19 protein-coding genes are annotated in these 18414 nt (G+C 63.6%); 3 read left to right on the top strand and 16 right to left on the bottom strand.

Features of this window, described 5'->3' with window-relative positions; all coding sequences use genetic code 11:
* Positions 1–120 precede the first annotated feature (120 nt).
* The gene (locus BM269_RS27335) at positions 121–1578 is read right to left on the bottom strand and encodes a coniferyl aldehyde dehydrogenase (RefSeq protein ID WP_090445189.1); all 1458 of its coding nucleotides are present in this window, start codon (positions 1576–1578) and stop codon (positions 121–123) included.
* Positions 1579–1708: 130 nt separating this feature from the next.
* On the opposite strand from BM269_RS27335, the gene BM269_RS27330 reads away from it, so the two are divergent.
* On the top strand, positions 1709–2632 hold the full coding sequence (locus BM269_RS27330; protein ID WP_170860500.1) for a LysR family transcriptional regulator: 924 nt from the start codon (positions 1709–1711) through the stop codon (positions 2630–2632).
* Between the two features lie 7 nt (positions 2633–2639).
* On the opposite strand, the gene BM269_RS27325 is transcribed toward BM269_RS27330, so the two are convergent.
* Positions 2640–3317, bottom strand: coding sequence for a Crp/Fnr family transcriptional regulator (locus BM269_RS27325; protein ID WP_170860499.1), 678 nt, complete (start codon positions 3315–3317; stop codon positions 2640–2642).
* Positions 3318–3400: 83 nt separating this feature from the next.
* Between BM269_RS27325 and BM269_RS27320 the strand changes: the two genes are divergently transcribed.
* On the top strand, positions 3401–4258 hold the full coding sequence (locus BM269_RS27320; RefSeq protein WP_090445180.1) for a sterol desaturase family protein: 858 nt from the start codon (positions 3401–3403) through the stop codon (positions 4256–4258).
* 15 nt (positions 4259–4273) lie between these two features.
* On the opposite strand, the gene BM269_RS27315 is transcribed toward BM269_RS27320, so the two are convergent.
* From BM269_RS27315 to BM269_RS27295, 5 genes are all read right to left on the bottom strand, one after another.
* Entirely contained in the window at positions 4274–5782 is a 1509-nt protein-coding gene (locus tag BM269_RS27315) for a sensor histidine kinase (protein ID WP_090445178.1), read from the bottom strand.
* An 8-nt stretch (positions 5783–5790) separates the two neighbouring features.
* Positions 5791–9291 (bottom strand): response regulator, encoded by a 3501-nt coding sequence (locus BM269_RS27310; RefSeq protein WP_170860498.1) that lies wholly within the window; start codon positions 9289–9291, stop codon positions 5791–5793.
* 76 nt (positions 9292–9367) lie between these two features.
* The gene (locus BM269_RS27305; protein ID WP_090445171.1) at positions 9368–10132 is read right to left on the bottom strand and encodes a glutaminyl-peptide cyclotransferase; all 765 of its coding nucleotides are present in this window, start codon (positions 10130–10132) and stop codon (positions 9368–9370) included.
* Positions 10125–11180: a Holliday junction branch migration DNA helicase RuvB gene (gene ruvB, locus BM269_RS27300; protein ID WP_090445168.1), complete on the bottom strand. Its 1056-nt coding sequence runs from the start codon at positions 11178–11180 to the stop codon at positions 10125–10127. Before ruvB ends, BM269_RS27305 begins: the two co-directional genes overlap by 8 nt.
* 56 nt (positions 11181–11236) lie before the next feature.
* On the bottom strand, positions 11237–11536 hold the full coding sequence (locus BM269_RS27295) for a hypothetical protein (protein ID WP_090445165.1): 300 nt from the start codon (positions 11534–11536) through the stop codon (positions 11237–11239).
* Positions 11537–11675: 139 nt separating this feature from the next.
* On the opposite strand from BM269_RS27295, the gene BM269_RS27290 reads away from it, so the two are divergent.
* Complete coding sequence (locus BM269_RS27290; RefSeq protein ID WP_090445285.1) at positions 11676–12839, top strand: zinc-dependent alcohol dehydrogenase; 1164 nt, start codon at positions 11676–11678, stop codon at positions 12837–12839.
* Positions 12840–12842: 3 nt separating this feature from the next.
* Here BM269_RS27290 and BM269_RS27285 read toward each other — a convergent pair whose 3' ends face one another.
* From BM269_RS27285 to BM269_RS27245, 9 genes are all read right to left on the bottom strand, one after another.
* Complete coding sequence (locus BM269_RS27285; RefSeq protein ID WP_090445162.1) at positions 12843–13418, bottom strand: LURP-one-related family protein; 576 nt, start codon at positions 13416–13418, stop codon at positions 12843–12845.
* Entirely contained in the window at positions 13402–13884 is a 483-nt protein-coding gene (locus tag BM269_RS27280; RefSeq protein ID WP_090445159.1) for a GNAT family N-acetyltransferase, read from the bottom strand. Before BM269_RS27280 ends, BM269_RS27285 begins: the two co-directional genes overlap by 17 nt.
* A gap of 4 nt (positions 13885–13888) precedes the next feature.
* Positions 13889–14443 (bottom strand): dihydrofolate reductase family protein, encoded by a 555-nt coding sequence (locus BM269_RS27275; protein WP_090445156.1) that lies wholly within the window; start codon positions 14441–14443, stop codon positions 13889–13891.
* Between the two features lie 99 nt (positions 14444–14542).
* Positions 14543–14818: a hypothetical protein gene (locus BM269_RS27270; RefSeq protein ID WP_090445153.1), complete on the bottom strand. Its 276-nt coding sequence runs from the start codon at positions 14816–14818 to the stop codon at positions 14543–14545.
* Positions 14819–14829: 11 nt separating this feature from the next.
* Positions 14830–15354, bottom strand: coding sequence for a hypothetical protein (locus tag BM269_RS27265; RefSeq protein WP_090445150.1), 525 nt, complete (start codon positions 15352–15354; stop codon positions 14830–14832).
* Positions 15355–15369: 15 nt separating this feature from the next.
* Entirely contained in the window at positions 15370–15594 is a 225-nt protein-coding gene (locus BM269_RS27260) for a hypothetical protein (protein ID WP_139232889.1), read from the bottom strand.
* Between the two features lie 5 nt (positions 15595–15599).
* Positions 15600–16883 carry an MFS transporter gene (locus BM269_RS27255; RefSeq protein ID WP_090445144.1) on the bottom strand — a complete coding sequence of 428 codons (1284 nt, stop codon included), beginning with the start codon at positions 16881–16883 and terminating at the stop codon, positions 15600–15602.
* Positions 16884–16944: 61 nt separating this feature from the next.
* Complete coding sequence (locus BM269_RS27250; RefSeq protein WP_090445142.1) at positions 16945–17313, bottom strand: DUF6404 family protein; 369 nt, start codon at positions 17311–17313, stop codon at positions 16945–16947.
* 45 nt (positions 17314–17358) lie between these two features.
* Positions 17359–17802, bottom strand: coding sequence for a VOC family protein (locus BM269_RS27245; protein WP_090445139.1), 444 nt, complete (start codon positions 17800–17802; stop codon positions 17359–17361).
* Positions 17803–18414: the final 612 nt, after the last annotated feature.

Here is an 18414-nt window from a genome sequence, read left to right as displayed (position 1 = left end):
CTTAAACTCCTCACGCGAATCATCTTCTGCACATTGCCATTGGCGTCTATGCCGCTGGCAAGCTAGCCTAACATTTCATCGCGTGCGGAGGAACTGCCTGAACTTGCATGCACTAAGCCATTACATATGGCGTTTCAGGAAATCGGCCAGCGTGTCAAAGACGCGGCCGTACGGTGGGCGGAACAGGCCGAAGCCGTTCAGGCGCGCCTGCCGGTAGATCGGCTTTTGCTTGGAGAACGCCAGGAAGCCATGCTCGCCGTGATAGGCGCCCGTGCCGCTGGCGCCCACGCCGCCAAAGGGCAGGTTTTCCTGCGCCGCATGCCACAGCGCGTCGTTGATGGTCACGCCGCCGGAGATGGTCGAGTGCAGCACCTTGGTGCAGTTGCGACGCTCCTTGCCGAACCAGTACAGCGCCAGCGGGCGCTCGCGCTGGTTGATGAAGGCGATGGCTTGCTGCAGCGTGTCGTACGGCACCACCGGCAGCAGCGGACCGAAGATCTCTTCGCGCATCACCGCCATCTCGGGCGTCACGTCCAGCAGCAGCACCGGCGCCATGCGCCGCTCGCCGGCCTGCCCCGCTGCGCCGGCACCAGCACCAGCGCCAATGTGCACCACGCGTGCGCCCTGCTGCTCGGCATCCTGCACCAGCTGCTGCAGGCGCGCGTGATGGCGCTCACTGATGATGCTGGTGTACTGCTCGTTGCCGGCAAACCGGGGATACATGGCCGCCGCCGCCGCGCTGACTTCGCGCACGAACTCCTCGACGCGCGCGCGCGGCACCAGCGCGTAATCGGGCGCCACGCAGGTTTGGCCGGCATTGAACAATTTGCCGAACGCCAGGCGCGGCGCCGATTCGGCCAGGTCGCAACTCTCATCGATGATGGCGGGCGATTTGCCGCCCAGCTCAAGCGTCACCGGCGTCAGGTTATGCGCCGCGGCGACAGCCACCTGGCGCCCTACCGCGGTGGAGCCGGTGAAAATCAGATGGTCAAACGGCAGCGCGGCAAAATCACGGCTGACCTCCACGCCGCCTTCCACCACGGCCAGTTCCGCCGGGCTGAAATACTGCGCTGCCAGTTGCGCCAGCAGGCGCGAAAAAGCCGGCGTCAATTCGCTTGGCTTGATCATCACGCGGTTGCCGGCCGCCAGCGCCGCCGCCGCCGGCACCAGCGCCAGTTGGCAAGGGTAATTCCACGGCACGATATTGCCGATCACGCCCAGCGGCTGCGGCATGATCCGGCTCGAACCGGGCAGCATGTGCAGCGGCGTCGCCACGCGGCGCGGGCGCATCCAGCGTCCCAGCTTGCGGCGCTGCTGGCGGATGGCCGACAACACGACGAACAGTTCCGTCAGCACCATCTCCTGCCGCGCGCGGCCGCCGAAGTCGCTGTCGATCGCGGCCAGGATGGCCGGCTCGTTGTCGGCCACCATCGCCTGCAGGCGGTCGAGCCGCTCGCGCCGCAGCGCGGCCGCCGGCACCATGTCGGCATTGAAGGCCGCGCGCTGCACTTCCAGCACGTCAAGCAGAGAGGACGCGCCGCGTCCTACGACGGCAGGGTCGAATTCCTGAACTTTCATCACAGTGTCTCCAGTTGCGCCGCGTTTTATTAACGCTGTCGTTGAAACGAGTATGTGTTTGACACTACTATTCGTCCAATGCATTGTATTTATCCGCACAATGCATATTCCGCATACTAGAGGATTTTTCATGGATTTCAAGCGCTTGCGTTACGCCCTGGCGGTCGCCGACGAAGGCAATTTCGTCCGGGCGGCCGAGAAGATCAGCATCAGCCAACCCGCCCTGTCGCGCGCCGTGCAGACCCTGGAGGACGAGCTGGGCTTCCTGCTGTTCGACCGCGGCAACCGCAACGTGGCGGTGACGGTGGCCGGGGCCGCCTTCTTCAACCACGCGCGGCGCTTACTGTTTGATGTACGCAACATGGAACATGATTTGTCCTTGTTGCGAAATGGCGACAGCGGCCACGTGGCCTTCGGCATCGGCCCCCTGCATTCGGGCGCCCTGCTGCCGCGCATGCTGCGCCAGGTACGCACCGACCAGCCGGGCATCAGCCTGTCGGTGACCATCAATACTTCGACCTACCTGCTGGACCACCTGCGCGGCGAAGAAATGGAATTCTTCATGTCCGACGTGCGCCTGATCGAACCGGCCGAAGACTTGATCATCACCCACGAATGCCGCCAGTACGGCGGCATCTACTGCCGCCCCGGCCACCCGCTGCTCGGACGGGATGACGTCACCCCGCCCGAGCTGCTGCCCTACGGCATGGCGGCGCCCACCATTCCCGAAGTGCTGATGACGCAGATGAACAAGTTGTTCCGCCTGCCGCCCGGGCGCGACCTGCCGATCATGCTCAGTTGCGACAGCGTGCACACCCTGGTCGACGTGGTGGCCGAAAGCGATTTACTGCTGATTTCCAGTCATGCGGCGCTGGCCGAAGCGGCCGCCGAGGGCCGGCTGGCACAGGTGCAGGTGCCGCTGCCGCCGCTGTGGGCCGACATTGCCACCATCCGCTTGCGCGGGCGCACCCTGTCGCCAGGGGCGCAGCGCGTGCTGCAGGCGGCGCGCGAAATCCTGGCACAACTGGCCGGCACGGAAATGCCGCGCCAGTGATGCGCTGTCAGGCCGCCGCCGCGCGCAGCGCTTCCAGGTCGAGCAGCTCGATCTGGCCATAGCGCAGGGCGATCGCGCCGCAACCGGCCAGCGCCTGCAATTCCCGGTTCAGGGTAGTGCGGCCGACGCCCAGCATCATCGCGATCTGGTCCTGCGAGGCGGCGATGGTGCTGCGCGCGCTCGCCGCCTGGGTCAGGTCGCCGTGCGCCATCATCAACAGGCGCCGCGCCAGGCGCGTGCAGGTGCTGTACATCGCCATGTCGGCAATCAGGCCGAACGCAGCGTGCAGCCGCTCCCCTTCCAGGCGCGCCATGGCGTTGGCAAACACCACGTCCTGCATCAGGGCCGCGAAGCGTTCGGCGCTGACCGCCAGCAGCTCCGTGTCTGCGTGCGCCGTCGCGGTCGCACTGCGCGGCAAGTCCGCCAGCAGGGCCGTTTCGCCGAACCAGTTGCCCGCTTCCGCCATGGTCACGATGGCCTCGCTGCCGTCCGCATGCATGACCGACAGGCGCACCGCGCCGCGCACCACGCCCCACAGTCCGTCCTGCGCCCCGGCTGCCGTGTCCCCCTGCAGGTAGAGCACTTCCCCCTGTACCAGGCGCACGCTGCGCGCCACCGCCAGCAAGGCTTGGGCTTGCGCTGCCGGCAGGCGGGCGAACCAGGGGTTGTCGAAGAATATCTGCATGCAAAATAATCCTGAATTGCCCGGAATTGAACAATCTTTGCCGGCGCTGCCCTGCATCATGGTGGCCAAAGGAGACCCGGAACATGGACAACAACATGATGTACACGCTGCTGGCACTGGTCGTTGCGGGCCTGGCCCTGGCTGAATTCGCGAGCCGGCGCTACCGCGACACGGTACGTGCCAGCGCCAATGATACTGCGCTGGAAGTGCTGATGGCAGTCAGCCTGCTGGCCATCACCCAGCCGCTGATCCTGTTCGGCGCCAGCGCGCTGGGCCAGTGGCTGGCGCCGGGCCTGCGCAACGCCTGGGCCGGACTGCCCTGGTGGGCCTGGGCCGGACTGCTGCTGGTGGGCGACGACATGAGCCAGTACTGGTGGCACCGCATCTCGCATTCGCCGCGACTGTGGCCGCTGCACCGCGCCCACCACTCGGCTTCCTACATGAGCATCCGCATCACCTACCGCAACAACTTCTTTTACTACCTGATGATGCCCGGCATCTGGTTCTCCGGCGCCATGGTCTACCTGGGTTGCGGCTGGATGTATTTCGCCTACGTCGTCGTCAAGCAGGCCGTGATCCTCGGCGCCCACTGCGCCTGGGCCTGGGACGAGCCGCTGTACCGGATCCGGGCCCTGCGCCCCCTGATGTGGCTGGTGGAGCGCACCATCTCCACCCCGGCCACGCACCGCGCCCATCACGCCATCACCAACGCCGACGGCATCGGCCATTACAAGGGCAACTTCGGCAACCTGCTGTTCTTCTGGGACGTGTTGTTCGGCACCGCCCACATTACGCGCCGCTACCCGGCCGAATTCGGCCTGCGCGACGACCGGCTGTTCGGCGCCGAGCGCTGGGACAAGCAGATGTTCTATCCCTTGCTGCAATCGCAGCGCGAGCACAGCGCCCTGAAATTCGGCGGGAAGATCTACAGCGATGAATAAGGCGCGGGCGGCGGCTCAGGCAGGCGCCAGCGGCAGGCTGAACTCGAACCGGACGCCCTGCCCCGGCGCACTGCTCAGGCTCACGCTGCCTTGCAACGCCCCGCTCACCAGGTTGTTCACGATGTACATGCCGAGCCCGGAACCGCCGGCGCCGACCTTGGTGGAGAAGAAGGGTTCGAAGATCTTCTGCTGCAGCTCCGGCGCGATGCCGACCCCGTCGTCGCTGTAGACCAGCCGCACATGGTCGCCCGCCACGCTGGCTGCAATCGACACCTTGCCGCAGCCGCGCCCCTCAAAGCCGTGCAGGATGGAGTTGACGATCAGGTTGTTGAGGATCTGCTCCAGGTGCCCCGGGTAGGAATCCATCAGCACGCCGGGCGGCACCTGCAGTTCCGCCGTCACATTCGCCTGCCGCATCATGCGCCCCAGCGTGACCAGGATATCGTGCAGGCAGGTCTGCAGGTCGAACTGGCGGCGGCGCTGGCTGGTCTGGTCCACCGCCACGTTCTTGAAGCTTTCGATCAATTCGCGCGCCCGGTCCGCGCTGCGGATCAGCACTTCGCTCGCTTCGCGGCATTCGCCGGCCGCCTGCACCAGGCAGGAGCGCGTCAACTTGCCGGCCAGCGCATTGCCGGCAAGTTCGCCCACCCGGTCGCGCAGCGTCGATGCCAGCAACACCAGGTTGCCGACCGGCGTATTCAATTCGTGCGCCACGCCGGCCACGATGCTGCCCAGCGCCACCATTTTTTCCTGCTCGACGATCTGCTGCAGGGCCTGGCGCAGCTCGCAACTGCGCGCTTCCTCGGCTTCCTTGCGTTGCGTGATGTCACGCACCAGCGCCGCAAACGCGGGCGGCTGCGATTGCGGCACCTGCCACTGCGACACTTCGACATCGAACTCGCGCCCGGTACGGTGACGCCCACGCTGGCTGCACCCCGCAGGCGGCAACAGCACCTTGCCGGCCGGCTGGCCCAGCATTTCATCGCGGCGCCAGCCGAACAAGTCTTCCGCCGCATGGTTCCAGTCCGTGACGATGTCCTGGCTGTCGGTGGCGATGAAGGCCTCGCAGGCGCTGTCGATCACCATGCGCAGGCGCCGCTCCGATTCATGCAGGGCCTGCGTGCGCTCCTGCACCTTGGCGTACAGTTCGCACAGCACGGCCACCTTGTTGCGCAACACCGCCGGTTCGATCGGCTTGTTGAGGAAATCCACCGCGCCCATTTCATAGCCCTTGAACTGGCGCACGCGGTCGTGCAGGCCGGCGGTGACGAAGATGATGGGCAGGTGGCGCGTGCGTGGGTTGGTACGCAGCAGTTCGGCCGTCTCCAGGCCGTCCATTTCGGGCATCTGCACGTCCAGCAGCACCACCGCGAAATCATGCCTGAGCGACTGGCGCAAGGCTTCATGGCCGGACATGGCCTTGACCAGGTGCAGCGGCAGCGGCATATCTTCCAGCAAGGCTTCCAGCGCCGTCAGGTTCTCCTGTCGGTCGTCGACCAGCAGCACCGGGATGTTCAGGTCCATGCGCTCCCCTAGCGTCTAATCCAGACACGCAACAGCGATAAAAGCTGCGCGGTGTCGATCGGCTTGGCGAGGTAATCGCTGGCTCCCGCCTCCAGGCAATGCTGATGGTCGCCCGGCATTGCCTTGGCGGTCATCGCGATGATGGGCAAGTCCTTGAAGCGGAGATCGGCGCGGATGCGGCGCATCGCCTCGTAACCATCCATCTGCGGCATCATTATATCCATCAACACCGCGTCCACCTTGCTTTCCTGCGCCAGCTTGTCGAGCGCCTCCAGGCCGTTTTCGGCCTCGATGACCTGCACCCCGCGGTCGCCGAGCAGGCTGGCGAGCGAGAACAGGTTGCGCATATCGTCGTCCACCACCAGCACCTTGCTGCCTGCAAGGGCAAAGGCTTCCTGATGGGTGGCGTCGCCGCCCTGCTCCACGCTATGCAGGAATAGCTGCACTTCGCTGAACAGGCGTTGCGGGCTGTGGGCCCCCTTGATGATCACACTGCGCGCGTAACGGTTCAACATGCGCAGCTGCTCGCGCGTCAGGTCCTGGCCGGAGTGAATCACCACCGGCAGGTGGCGCAAGCCGGGAGCGGCTTGCATCGCCTCCAGTACTTCATAGCCGGACATGTCTTGCAGGCCAAGGTCCAGCACCATGCAGTCGAAGTGGCTGTGCACCAGCAAATCGAGCGCCTCCCGGCCGGACTTGCTGCGCACCACTTCCACTTCCCGCCCCTCCAGCAGCGCGGCCAGGCTGCTTAACTGGCTCGCGTCGTCTTCCACCACCAGCACGCGCTTCAGCGCGCCGGCCCATGCATGCTCAATGGTGTCGAATACCTGCGCCAATTGTTCAGGACTGACCGGCTTGGTCACCAGGCCCAGCGCCCCCAGGTCGCGTGCCCGCTGGATCTCGTCGAGGCAGGAGATGAAGTGCACCGGCAGGTGGCTGGTACGGGGATCGGCGCGCAGCTCGCGCATCACTTCCCAGCCATCCATGCGCGCCATCATCACGTCCAGCAGAACGGCATGCGGCGCGGCGCGCCGCGCCAGTTGCAGCCCCTGCTCGCCATCGGCCGCCACCAGCGGCGTGTAACCGCGGCCGTGTACGAAATCCGCCAGCAGGCTGGCGAAGAAAGGATCGTCTTCCACGATCAGGATGCGGCGCACGCCGTCGTCCCCGGCCGGCGCGGCCACCGCAACGCCAGGCCGGTCAGCTTGCGCTGCGCCGCCGCCAGGCAGCAATGGCAGCATGAACGTGAATGTGCTGCCCTCCCCGGCCACGCTGTGCAGGTGCAGCGCCCCGCCCATGGTGCGCGCCAGCTGGAGCGATATCGACAAGCCGAGCCCGGTGCCGCCGTAATGCCGGCTGATGCTGCCATCCGCCTGCCGGAACGCTTCGAAGATCGTCACCTGCTTGTCCGCCGGCACGCCGATCCCCGTGTCGCTGACGGCAAACGACAACTGCTCGCCCGCCACGGAGATACGCAATGCCACGCTTCCCTGGTGCGTGAATTTGAGCGCATTGGCCAGCAGGTTGCGCAGCACCTGCTGCACGCGCGGCCCGTCCATCATCGCCGCCGCCGGCGTGCCGGGCAAACGCTCGACCTGCAATGCCAGGCCTTTCTGCTCGGCCTGGGGCTGGAACTGCGCCAGCAGGTCGGCGCACAATCCCGCCAGCTCCACCGGCTCGATATTCAGCTCCACCTTGCCCGCCTCCATCTTGGCCAGGTCAAGGATATCGTTGATCAGGTTCAGCAGGTCCCGCCCGGCATTGTGGATGGTGCCCGCGTATTCAAGCTGCCGCTCGTTCAGGTTGTGCGCCTTGTTCTCCTTCAGCAGGGCCGACAGGATCAGCATGGAATTCAAGGGCGTGCGCAGCTCGTGCGACATATTGGCCATGAACTCGCTCTTGTAGGCGCTGACGCGCTGGATCTCTTCGCGCTGCCGCTCGAGCAGGTCGGTGCGCTCCTCCAGTTCCGCATTGCTTTGCTGGAGCTCTTCCTGCTGCACCCGCAATTCCTCCGCCTGCTGCGCCGTTTCCGCCAGCAAGGAACGCGTGCGATGGCGCGTGATGTTCACCTCCAGCCCGATGGCCACCGCTTCCGCGCACAGGTCGACCAACGCCAGCTGGTTGCCGCTGAAGCGGCGGAAGGCGCCCAGCTCCACCACCCCCACCATATTGCGCCCATGCTGCAACGGCAACACCAGCACGCAGGACGGCTCGGCACTGCCCAGGGCGGAACCGATTTCCAGGTAGCCCGGCGGGGCCTCGCTGACCAGCATCCGCCTGCCGTCGCGGAGCGCCTGCCCCGCCAGGCCCTCGCCCGGCGCCACCCGCGCCGGGTGCCGCTCCTGCGCCAGTCCATAACCTGCCAGCAGGCACATGCCCGCGCCCAGGCCCTCATCCACATACAGCGCGCCGACGCGCGCCTGCAGGCGCTGCGCCAGGAAATCCAGGATGCGTTGCCCGAGCGCGGCCAGTTCCTGCTCGCCGCGCATGACGGTATTGAGTTCATTCTGGCTGGACTTGAGCCAATCGCGCTCACGGTCGGCCAGGTTGCTGGCACGCAGGGCCTCGGTCATCCTGGCGAAGGCATCGTCGAAGCTGCGCTGCGACTCCGCCAGCCCCGCCACCGAGAGCAGCAGGTCGCCCGCCTCGTCGTGCGCCACGCCGGCCAGGTCGAGCTGCGGCAGCGGCGCCGGCGTGAAATCATGGTCCAGGTTGCCGCTTGCCACGGCCTGCACCGCCGCCACATGGCCGGCGCGCGAATCGGCCAGCGCGCGCGCCGAATCGAGCGCCCGGTGCAGCGGTTGCGCCACATTGCGCTGGTAGAACACGCGCAGCGCCACCGCCACCAGTACCAGCACGGTGCCGAACGCGAACAAGACCCAGCTGACGATGCGCGTGGCGCTGGCCACCTCGCGCGTGGAATCGACCTCCAGGATGCCGCGCACGTCGCCCAGTTTCCAGTCGGTCTTGGGGCTTTGCGGATGGCTGTTGTGGCAGGAAACGCAAGCCTGGGCGCTCATGCGGTCGGCCAGCGCCACCCGCACCGTGCTGCGGCCATGCAGGGTTTCAGTGCGGGAGAAGACGCCGTCGGGGGTATTCTGCAGGTAGGTCCAGGCATCCCGCGCGAACTGGTCGACCGGGCGCTCGCGCCGCTGCGGGAAGGGAAAAGGACTGTACAGCCTGACCGTGGTGCCGCCGCCCTGCATCAAATCGCTCAGGTCGTGGATCATGGTGGCCGGCAGCGGGATCGCGTTTTCCTTGCTGCGATAGTCCGGGTCGACCCGCATATCGGTCTGCGCCAGCACACGCGCCGCCACGTTCTCGGTGTAGTACTTGCGCAGCAGGAGGAACTGGCGCACCGTGGCCTGCGCCGAGTCCACCGCATCGCGCTCCGCATTCTCGCTGATCAGGATTGGCAATAGTGCCGAAATGACCAGACCGCACCCGGCCAGGAGCAAGGCAATGGGCAGGAACAGTTTCCAGAACAAGCTGCTGGAACGCGCAAGCACGGCGAGCCTCCGCAAGGCTGAGTTTTCAAGCTATTCTTGCGCGGAAAACTCCATGAGGCAAGCCTACCGACAGTTACTATTTTTTGTGCGGCCGCAGGACGATTTCGAACAGCTTCGGCCAGCGCTTGCCGGTCACGAACAGGCGGTGCGACTTGGCGTCGTAGGCGATGCCGTTCAGGACATTGTCGACATCGTTGCCCACCTTGGCGGTCGCCGCCAGTCCGGACAGGTCGATCCAGCCCAGCACATGGCCGCTGAACGGGTCGATGCGGGCGATGCGGTCGGTCTGCCAGACATTGGCATAGATCTGGCCGTCCACCCACTCCAGCTCATTGATCTGCGCCAGCGGCTGGCCGTCGGCCGTGACCTTGATGCGGCGCTGCTCGCCGAAGGTCTTCGGATCGAGCACGCGGATTTCCGGCGTGCCGTCGCTCATGTACAGGCGCTCGCCGTCGCTGGTCAGGCCCCATCCTTCACCCAGGTAATTGAAGGTGCCCTTGATGGCCAGGCTGCCCTGGTCCATCACGTAACCGGCCTGGTTCATCCAGGTGATGCCGACAATGCTGTCGCCATGCGGCGCGATGCCTTCGCCGAACACTTTCTCCGGCAGGTCGCGCTTTTGCAGCACCTTGCCGGTGGCAAGTTCCACCTTGCGCACGGAAGACGCACCGTACTGGCCGGTGCTCTCCCACAGGAAGCCGTCCTTGAAGAACAGGCCCTGGGTGAAGGCTTGCGGATCGTGCGGGTAAGCCGCCTTGATCGAGTAACCCTGTACCGGCACTGCGGCCGAGGCGATTTGCGCGGCCAACGCCGCCGCGCCCAGCGCTGCCAACTTACGCATCCCACAGGTCTCCAGTGGCGCTGCTGCGCGGCGGCGTGACACCGAAATGCTGGTAGGCCTGCGCGGTAGCGACGCGGCCGCGCGGCGTGCGTTGCAGGAAGCCTTGCTGGATCAGGTATGGTTCCAAAACGTCCTCGATAGTATCCGCGGCCTCGCCGATGGCGGCCGCCAGGTTGCCGATGCCGACCGGGCCACCGCCGAATTTGTACAGCACCGCTTCCAGCAGCTTGCGGTCCATGACGTCAAAGCCAACGTGGTCGACGTCGAGCATGCGCAGCGCGGCATCGGCCACCTCGCGCGTGATGTCGCCGTTGCCCTTCACTTCCGCGTAGTCGCGCACGCGGCGCAGCAAGCGGTTGGCGATACGCGGCGTGCCGCGCGCACGGCGTGCGATTTCCACCGCCCCGCTTTCGTCGATATTCGCCTTCAGCAGCGCGGCGCTGCGGGCGACGATCTTCGCCAATTCATCGGTGGTATAGAACTCCAGCCGCGCCACGATGCCGAAACGGTCGCGCAGCGGGTTGGTCAGCATGCCGGCGCGGGTGGTGGCGCCGACCAGGGTGAAAGGCTGCAGGTCCAGCTTGACGCTGCGCGCCGCCGGGCCCTCGCCGATCATGATGTCGATCTGGTAGTCCTCCAGCGCCGGGTACAGGATCTCTTCGACCACCGGCGACAGGCGATGGATCTCGTCGATGAACAGCACGTCGTTCGCTTCCAGGTTGGTCAGGATCGCGGCCAGGTCGCCCGGGCGCTCCAGCACCGGGCCGGAAGTCTGGCGCAGGTTGACGCCCATTTCGCGCGCAATGATATTGGCCAGCGTGGTCTTGCCCAGGCCGGGAGGACCGAACAGCAAGGTATGGTCCAGCGCTTCACTGCGCTTGCGGGCGGCCGAGATGAAAATTTCGAGCTGGTCGCGGATCTTGGACTGCCCGACGTATTCATCGAGGTGCTTGGGACGCAGCGCGCGCTCGATGGCCTCCTCGTTCGGGGAGGACGGCGCCGCGTCGATGATGCGCTGCTCGGTGAAATTGTCGGTTTGGATACTCATGCCAGCTCGAAAAGAGGTTCAGGGCATGATTTTAACAAGGCCGGGCAGCCCGGGCCTTACTTCATGTTGGAAGCGGCCGCGTTCGCCGTTTCGCTGGTTTTTTTCTGCAGGCCGCCGGAGACTTGCATCGCCTTTTCGCGCCGGTCCGGCTGGGTGGCCGGTTCGCCCCCTTTTTTCGGCGCCTGTAGAGCGCTGGCCTTGCGCGCAGCAGTGGAGGATTCGCCGTTCACGCCGGCCTTGGCCTGCTGGCGTGCCTCGGGCTTGTCCTGGACCGAGGCCTGCTGGCCCCATGCGGCAGGCGCCATGGCCGACAGCCCGGCGGCCAGCACCGCCACGTAAAGTTGACGAATTTTCATCGCAAGTCCTCCTGACTATCGCCAGAGTCTAGCACGCGCAGCCTTGAAGGCCTGCGCCTACAGCGGCACGGCACGCGCGCCGCTTGGCGTGCCGGCTGTGGTGACGATACTGGCGCAATGCAAACCCAAGGAGCTTGTCATGCGCGCCCTTACCTACCACTCCGCACATGATGTCCAGGTGGACACGGTGCCCGATCCCATCCTGCAGGAGCCGGACGACGTCATTCTGCGCATCACCGCCACCGCGATTTGCGGCTCCGACCTGCACCTCTACCGCGGCAAGGTGCCCGGCATGAAGGAAGGCGACATCCTCGGCCACGAATTCATGGGGATCGTGGAAGATGCCGGCCCCGGCGTCACCGCACTGTCCCGCGGCGACCGCGTGGTCGTGCCCTTCGTGATCGCCTGCGGCAACTGCTTCTTCTGCGAGCGCCAATTGTTCTCCGCCTGCGAGACCACAAACCCCGACCGTGGCGCCATCATGAACAAGAAAAGCCTGCGCTCAGGCGCCGCCATGTTCGGCTACACCCACTTGTACGGCGGCATGCCGGGCGGGCAGGCCGAATTCGTGCGGGTGCCGAAAGCCAACGTCGGCCCGATCCGCATCCCCGATGCGCTGGACGATGAGCAGGTGCTGTTCTTGAGCGATATCCTGCCGACCGGCTACCAGGCTGTGTTGAACGCCAACGTCGGGCCGGGCGACAGCCTGGCCATCTACGGCGCCGGCCCGGTGGGCCTGATGGCAGCGGCGTGTGCGCGCATGCTGGGCGTGGAGACCATCTTCATGGTCGATCACAACGGCTACCGGCTCGACTTTGCGCGCCAGGCCTACGGCGTGATTCCGGTTAATTTCGATGAGGTCGATGCCGCCGAATACATTATCGACAACACCGCGTCGCGCGGCGTGGATGCGGTGATCGATGCCATCGGTTTTGAAGCCAAGGGCAGCGCCCTGGAAACGGCGCTGACGGCAATCAAGCTGGAAGGAAGCAGCGGCGCCGCGCTACGCCAGTGCATCGCCGCCGTAAGGCGCGGCGGCACGGTCAGTGTGCCGGGCGTATATTCGGGCTTTATCCACGGCTTCCTGTTTGGCGATGCCTTCGATAAAGGCATCAGCTTCAAGATGGGCCAGACCCACGTGCAGCGCTTCATGCCCGGACTGCTGGAATTCATCGGCGCAGGCAGGCTGCATCCCGAAGCCATCATCACACACCGCCTGCCGCTTGAACAGGCGGCGCAAGGCTATCGCATCTTCGACAAGAAGGAAGAGGAGTGCCGCAAGGTGATCCTGCGGCCAGGCTAGTGCTTAACGCTCTTTGAAGACGATATCGATCGCCAGGCCAGCGGCCAGCAGCAAGCCGGAGTTGGCCTTGAAGTCGTCGGCGATCGAGATCATGTAGTTGTCGGCGCTGGTGAACAGCTCCTTGCCGATGCCAGCCCACTTCTTGCTGACGGTGCCCTTCTCATTGCCTTTGGCGTCGAGGAACTTGAAGTTCCAGCCCTTCCAGTCGCCCTTCACTTCGGCAACCAACTGGTCGCGCGTGCCGTAGACGAAGAAGCCGCCGCCCAGGCTGAACAGCTTGGACTTGAAGTAGCCGATCACCTGGCCCGAACGGTCCAGGATCTCGATTCGCGAACGCAGGAAAGTCACGCCGCGCTTGATGGTCAGCAGCGCAGGGCCGTTGACCTGTTCCGAAATTTCCACCTTGGTCGGCAGCATCCGCTTGTCGATCACCAGGCGCAACGCATGCACCAGGAAGCTCAGTTTTTCCTGTGCCACGCCCAGATTCTGCTGGGTATCAGGGTCGATGATGTCGTAAGTGTCCGACAGTTTGAGCACGCCGACGTGTTCTTTGACGAAGTAGTTAGTCCTGTCCAGCAATTGATTTCCCCAGTTGAGAGTTAGAGTTATGAAGAACATGTGCCGTCGCGGCAAACTGCTCATTGCCGGCCAGCTTGCCACTGATCGTGTCGATGATCTTGAAGCCGGCACTTTGGTACAAAGCCAGGGCGGCCGTGTTACCGACCAGGACATCCAGCGACAAAGGCGTGCCCGATTCGCGTAACACGGCGTCGACCAGAGCGCGGCCAATCCCCTTGCGATAGCGCGCGGGATCGACGTACAGCCAGGTGACTTCGTCGTCAGTGAAGCCGGCAAAGCCGGCAACTTCGCCGTCGACTTCCGCCACCAGCAAGGCGGCATCGAACAAGCCCGCTTCCTCGCCGGTTTCCTCCAGCGTCAGGAAGGCATCGGCCAGGCCGCTGGCTTCCAGTTCGAACTTGCGCGCCGCGTCATGCACCAGGCAGATTCCCTGCCAGTCGGATGTTTGATAAGGACGGATCAGCATACGTTCAGAGTCTTTGTACGAGGTAGCGCAGCTCCACCATGCCGGATCCGATCTTGCGCGCCGACTGCAACGACAGCGGCGGGTTGGTCAAGCGGCGCGGGAACAGCGGCTTACCCTGCCCCAGCGTCACCGAGCCGACCTGCACGATCAGTTCATCCAGCAGCCCGGCATCATGGAATTGTCCGGCCAGGTCGCCGCCGCCCACGATCCACAGGTTCTTGCCGCCGGCCACCTCGCGCATGGCGCCGTGCACCGCCCGCACATCGCCGTTCACGAAGCGCAGGTCGGCGCCCGGAATGAGCGACAGGGTACGCGAAGAAAATACCCAGGTGGGTTGTGTATAGGGCCACGGCGAACCAACTTCCGCCGCCACCGTATCGGCATTGCGCAGCATCCACTCGTAGGTGGAAGAACCCATCGCAATCGCCCCTACCTGGGCTATGAATTCGGGATAGCTGCTGTCGTTGACATCGCCGAGCGGGAACAACCAGTCGAGCGAGTCGTCTTCGGTGGCAATGAAGCCGTCAAGGCTGGTGGCGGTAGAAAATTGGGTCTTCATGTGCTTGCAACGCTGCCGCATTGCGCGGAGGATCAGGGTGCAATATTGTACGCGCCAACGCCGCCTCAAATTCTCACAAAAAGTTACTTACCCAAACGACTATTGTCGGAAATGGGCAATCAGCCAGCCCAGTGCACCACCGGCCAACCCTACGGCAAGCGCGTGCGGCAAGGCGATCATGTCCTGCGGCTTGCCTTCGGCGAGGGACATCAAGTCCTCTATCAGGTACATCGGCCCCATGCCAACGCCAAGCGGCACCGCGAGCCACGCCGGCCACAGCCCGCTTTGTTCCCAACCGATGGCGCCACCGATCCAGCACGACACCGCGACCATTCCGGCCAGTGCCCCAACCAGGGCAAACGTAAGCTTGCGCATCAAGAACCCTTTCAGCTTTGCGGCTTTGGAAGCTCGCAGGCGCTATAGCCTTTCTCGTCGTGGAAAACGCAAGCCTTTGGCAAGAATTTCGAATCACGCAGCTCATAGATTGTCGAGTAAGTCCCGAAGGACTTGCCGGCCGACTCGATCAGGACAGGCTTGCCGTTGACCTTGTCGTCAACCACATACATGGCATACGACGCCCAGTCTGCATATGCCAGCGTGAAATCCTTTTTCGAATTGGACAGCATGACGAAGTATACGTTGGCCTGGTTTGCGGACAAGCTATCGCAGTAATACCGGTCCGAGATGATGTAGTCATTGACGCCGTCGCCATTCAGGTCGCGGCGATCCGCGGTCAGTGCCTGGCCGATGGATTTCCTGCCATAGCCATGCTTCTCGATGCATGTATTTTCCGGTGTGGGCGAATACCCGTCATCGCAAGCGGACTTCGCGCCAAGTCGATTGGAAACCAGGGCACCGGAACAGTAGGAAAGCGCACCAGCCAGTTCCTCGCCCTTTGGCCACTTGCCCAATTGAGTCTTCAGCGACTACGCTATCGGCTCAGGAACGTAATCCGGCTCGCTCGGCTTGACCTGGCGTTCCTTGCCAATCAACCGGTTCGAAATGTCTGGAAGGGCTTCGAGGCTAGACACCCTGATGTCTTCATCCGACACGCCGTCGGCCTTCTGACTGCAGGCGGCGATGAGTGCGGCGCTGGCAATCGCCAGTAAGGTTGCGAACTTGCTTCTGTGGGACATGTGCGGATCAATCAATCATGTCACTCTTCTTCAGGAATGGGTTGCGCGACCAGGAACAGGTAAGACATGGCTCCAAGGAAGGCAATACCCGCACCGGTCAGCAGCGCCGGTACAAAGGACCAGTTTTGCGCGATATATCCAGTAAGGACAGGCGCCAGCGCCCCGCCCAGGAAGCCACCGAAATTCTGGATCGCGCCGAGTGATGCAATCCGGCTGCGCGGGGCCGCCACCGTGGCAAGCGACCATGCGCAGGCCGATGAGGCGTTGGCGAGGAAGATCACAATGGAGATGCACGCCACTGCCACGACATTGCTCTCCACCAGCGCAGCGGGAATCGTGAACGCCACCATGCCCAGCGTGGCCACCACCACCGCGTTACGGCGGCCCGATATCGGCGTGCGCGCAAAGCGCACGATGCGATCGGACGCCCAGCCCGCGATCAGGGCGCCGGCAAAGCCGCACAGGAACGGAATGGCCGATGCAAAGCCCGCATTTGTCAGGTCCATATGACGCTCAGTGCGCAGGTAACCGGGCAGCCAGGTCAGGTATACCCAGTTCAGGTACACGGAACCGAAAAAGCCGAACATCATGCCCCAGGTCACACGATGGCGGAACAGGGCCCGCCAGGCGGCGAAACTGGTCTTTGGTGCGGCCTCGCTGGACTCGCCGGCCTCAAGGTAGGCACGCTCTTCCGCGCTCAGTTCCTCACGCACCGGATCGCGATAGACACTCACCCAGACAATTGCAGCAAGCAGGCCAAGCCCGCCCGTGACGAAAAACGCCCAATGCCAACTGGTCGCCGCAATCAATGGCGGCAGCAGCAGCGGCGCCAAGGCAACGCCCAAAGGAGACGCTGAATTGTAGATGCCCGTGGGAGTTCCGCGCGACCGCAGCGGGAACCAGTTGCTCACCACCCGCGCCGCAGAAGGAAACTGCGGCGCCTCCCCGATCCCAAGTGCGATACGCGCCAGCACGAAGAAGCCAAAGGTCGAAGCCAATCCGCCCGCCGCCTGTGCCACCGACCACACCACCAAGCCGATGCCAAGCAGCCACCGCGGCCCGATCTTGTCGACCAGCGCGCCGACCGGAAGTTGGCATAAGGCGTAGCTCCACGAGAATGCCGACAGCAGCACACCCATCTCACCGAGCGACAAGCCAAGGTCCGCACGAATATATTCGTTCGCCACGGCCAAGGTGGCACGGTCCAGGTAGTTAATGACGCCGCTGGCCACCAGCAGCACAAGCGCCAGGGATTGCCGTCGAAGGATTCGTGGAGGAACTTGATTAGCAGTGATGTTGGTCATTTCAAATGCTCTATGCGCCGCGCGAATTGGAAAATCGTGGCGAGTATAGAGCACCGCGCCATCATCGAACCAGCTTTTCCTGCGGAATCTGCGACCACTCAGGCAGCTTGTACTTGCGGGCACCGTGGCGGTAGTACAACGCCATGCAAAGACCAAACGATACTCCGGACACCAGGGCCGTAATCGCAGCAACGAGAGACGATTTACCGGTTCCCGGCCAGACCAGGAGCCACATGAGCGCACCCCATACGACGCCAAACCAGGCACCCGTCAACAGGAAATTGGCGCTGAAACTCGCGAAGTGCGGCGGTCGTACATGAACGCCGATCCGCCAAAGAATGCGGAACAACGGCGGCGCGTAATTGCTCTTCATGATGCCGGTTGCGGCAAGGTGTGCGAGTGCAGTCTCGAGTCGGTGTGGATATGTCATGGTCGAATATTTTGGGAAATTCTAGCATGCACCTCCTCTGTGGCATCACTTCTGGCCAAGCTCCTGGGCCAGCCCAATGAGGATTCCTTCCGGCCCGCGGATGTAGCAGAGCCGGTACACGTTCTGGTACTGGACCACCTCGCCAACCAGCTTCGCCCCAAGTTTGCCGAGCCGAGCCAGCGTACCGTCGATATCATCCACGGCAAACATCACGCGCAAATAGCCCAGGGAATTCACGGGCGCGGCACGATGATCGGAAACCACCGCTGGCGCGAAGAAGCGGGACAGCTCAAGCCGACTGTTGCCATCCGGCGTACGCATCATCGCAATCTCGACGCGCATGCCATGCAAACCAGTCACGCCGTCAGCCCAATCTCCTTCAATTGGCACGCGCCCCTCCAGTTCAAGACCAAGCTCGGAGAAAAACTCAATGGCGGCATCAAGGTCCTCCACCACAATGCCTACGTTGTCCATGCGCTTCACTGTCATGATGTCTCCCTAAATTGCTTACCCTGTCACTGGCCGATAGCTTCGCAGGCAGGCGATTGCATCAGCGATCAAGAGGTCCATTTAGCACTATATGACCCTCCAACCATGCTCGAAATTCGTGATCGCTGCTAATCACGTAATCCCCCTCCCACATTGAACTTCTAAGCCAACTGTCTAAAACAACACCCACACTTCCAATCAGAGTCTTCCCAGCTAAAAAGGCAATATGGAAATCGACCGGGCTCATCCAACTTCCATGACATGATTCCGGGTCGACGAGAAGCACATTCTTTGCTATTTCAATCGCAGCAGGGTCTCGTATGTCAGCGAGGACGAGGGTGTGTCTTTTGTCTTTCGGATCAAATTGAGTCTGCGCCGTTACAACAATTCTGCTGCAAACAGAAAGCAAGCGAGAGATCCGGTCATTTGGGTCGGTGCTCATGTGAATGTCGGCCGTGAGTTGATGACTTGGTCTGCCTCATCTCTTCAAGCGCAAGAGGCGAGGGACTGCGACCGAGGACCTGTCAGGAATTTTGTGTGCCGGGGTCGCGGTTTGATTAATTGATCGCGTTGGTAAAGCGTTCCCCAAACAGAATGGCAAATTGATTGGCG

This window comes from Duganella sp. CF458, assembly GCF_900113115.1.
Taxonomy (GTDB): domain Bacteria; phylum Pseudomonadota; class Gammaproteobacteria; order Burkholderiales; family Burkholderiaceae_D; genus Rugamonas.
Note: the sequence above shows the minus strand (reverse complement) of the source record. Positions and strands in the feature narration are given on the sequence as shown.

Coding starts and splice junctions, on each gene's coding strand:
- BM269_RS27335 (WP_090445189.1), bottom strand. CDS start 1,578: ATGAAAGTTCAGGAATTCGACCCTGCCGTCGTAGGACGCGGCGCGTCC.
- BM269_RS27330 (WP_170860500.1), top strand. CDS start 1,709: ATGGATTTCAAGCGCTTGCGTTACGCCCTGGCGGTCGCCGACGAAGGC.
- BM269_RS27325 (WP_170860499.1), bottom strand. CDS start 3,317: ATGCAGATATTCTTCGACAACCCCTGGTTCGCCCGCCTGCCGGCAGCG.
- BM269_RS27320 (WP_090445180.1), top strand. CDS start 3,401: ATGGACAACAACATGATGTACACGCTGCTGGCACTGGTCGTTGCGGGC.
- BM269_RS27315 (WP_090445178.1), bottom strand. CDS start 5,782: ATGGACCTGAACATCCCGGTGCTGCTGGTCGACGACCGACAGGAGAAC.
- BM269_RS27305 (WP_090445171.1), bottom strand. CDS start 10,132: ATGCGTAAGTTGGCAGCGCTGGGCGCGGCGGCGTTGGCCGCGCAAATC.
- ruvB (WP_090445168.1), bottom strand. CDS start 11,180: ATGAGTATCCAAACCGACAATTTCACCGAGCAGCGCATCATCGACGCG.
- BM269_RS27295 (WP_090445165.1), bottom strand. CDS start 11,536: ATGAAAATTCGTCAACTTTACGTGGCGGTGCTGGCCGCCGGGCTGTCG.
- BM269_RS27290 (WP_090445285.1), top strand. CDS start 11,676: ATGCGCGCCCTTACCTACCACTCCGCACATGATGTCCAGGTGGACACG.
- BM269_RS27280 (WP_090445159.1), bottom strand. CDS start 13,884: ATGCTGATCCGTCCTTATCAAACATCCGACTGGCAGGGAATCTGCCTG.
- BM269_RS27275 (WP_090445156.1), bottom strand. CDS start 14,443: ATGAAGACCCAATTTTCTACCGCCACCAGCCTTGACGGCTTCATTGCC.
- BM269_RS27270 (WP_090445153.1), bottom strand. CDS start 14,818: ATGCGCAAGCTTACGTTTGCCCTGGTTGGGGCACTGGCCGGAATGGTC.
- BM269_RS27255 (WP_090445144.1), bottom strand. CDS start 16,883: ATGACCAACATCACTGCTAATCAAGTTCCTCCACGAATCCTTCGACGG.
- BM269_RS27250 (WP_090445142.1), bottom strand. CDS start 17,313: ATGACATATCCACACCGACTCGAGACTGCACTCGCACACCTTGCCGCA.
- BM269_RS27245 (WP_090445139.1), bottom strand. CDS start 17,802: ATGACAGTGAAGCGCATGGACAACGTAGGCATTGTGGTGGAGGACCTT.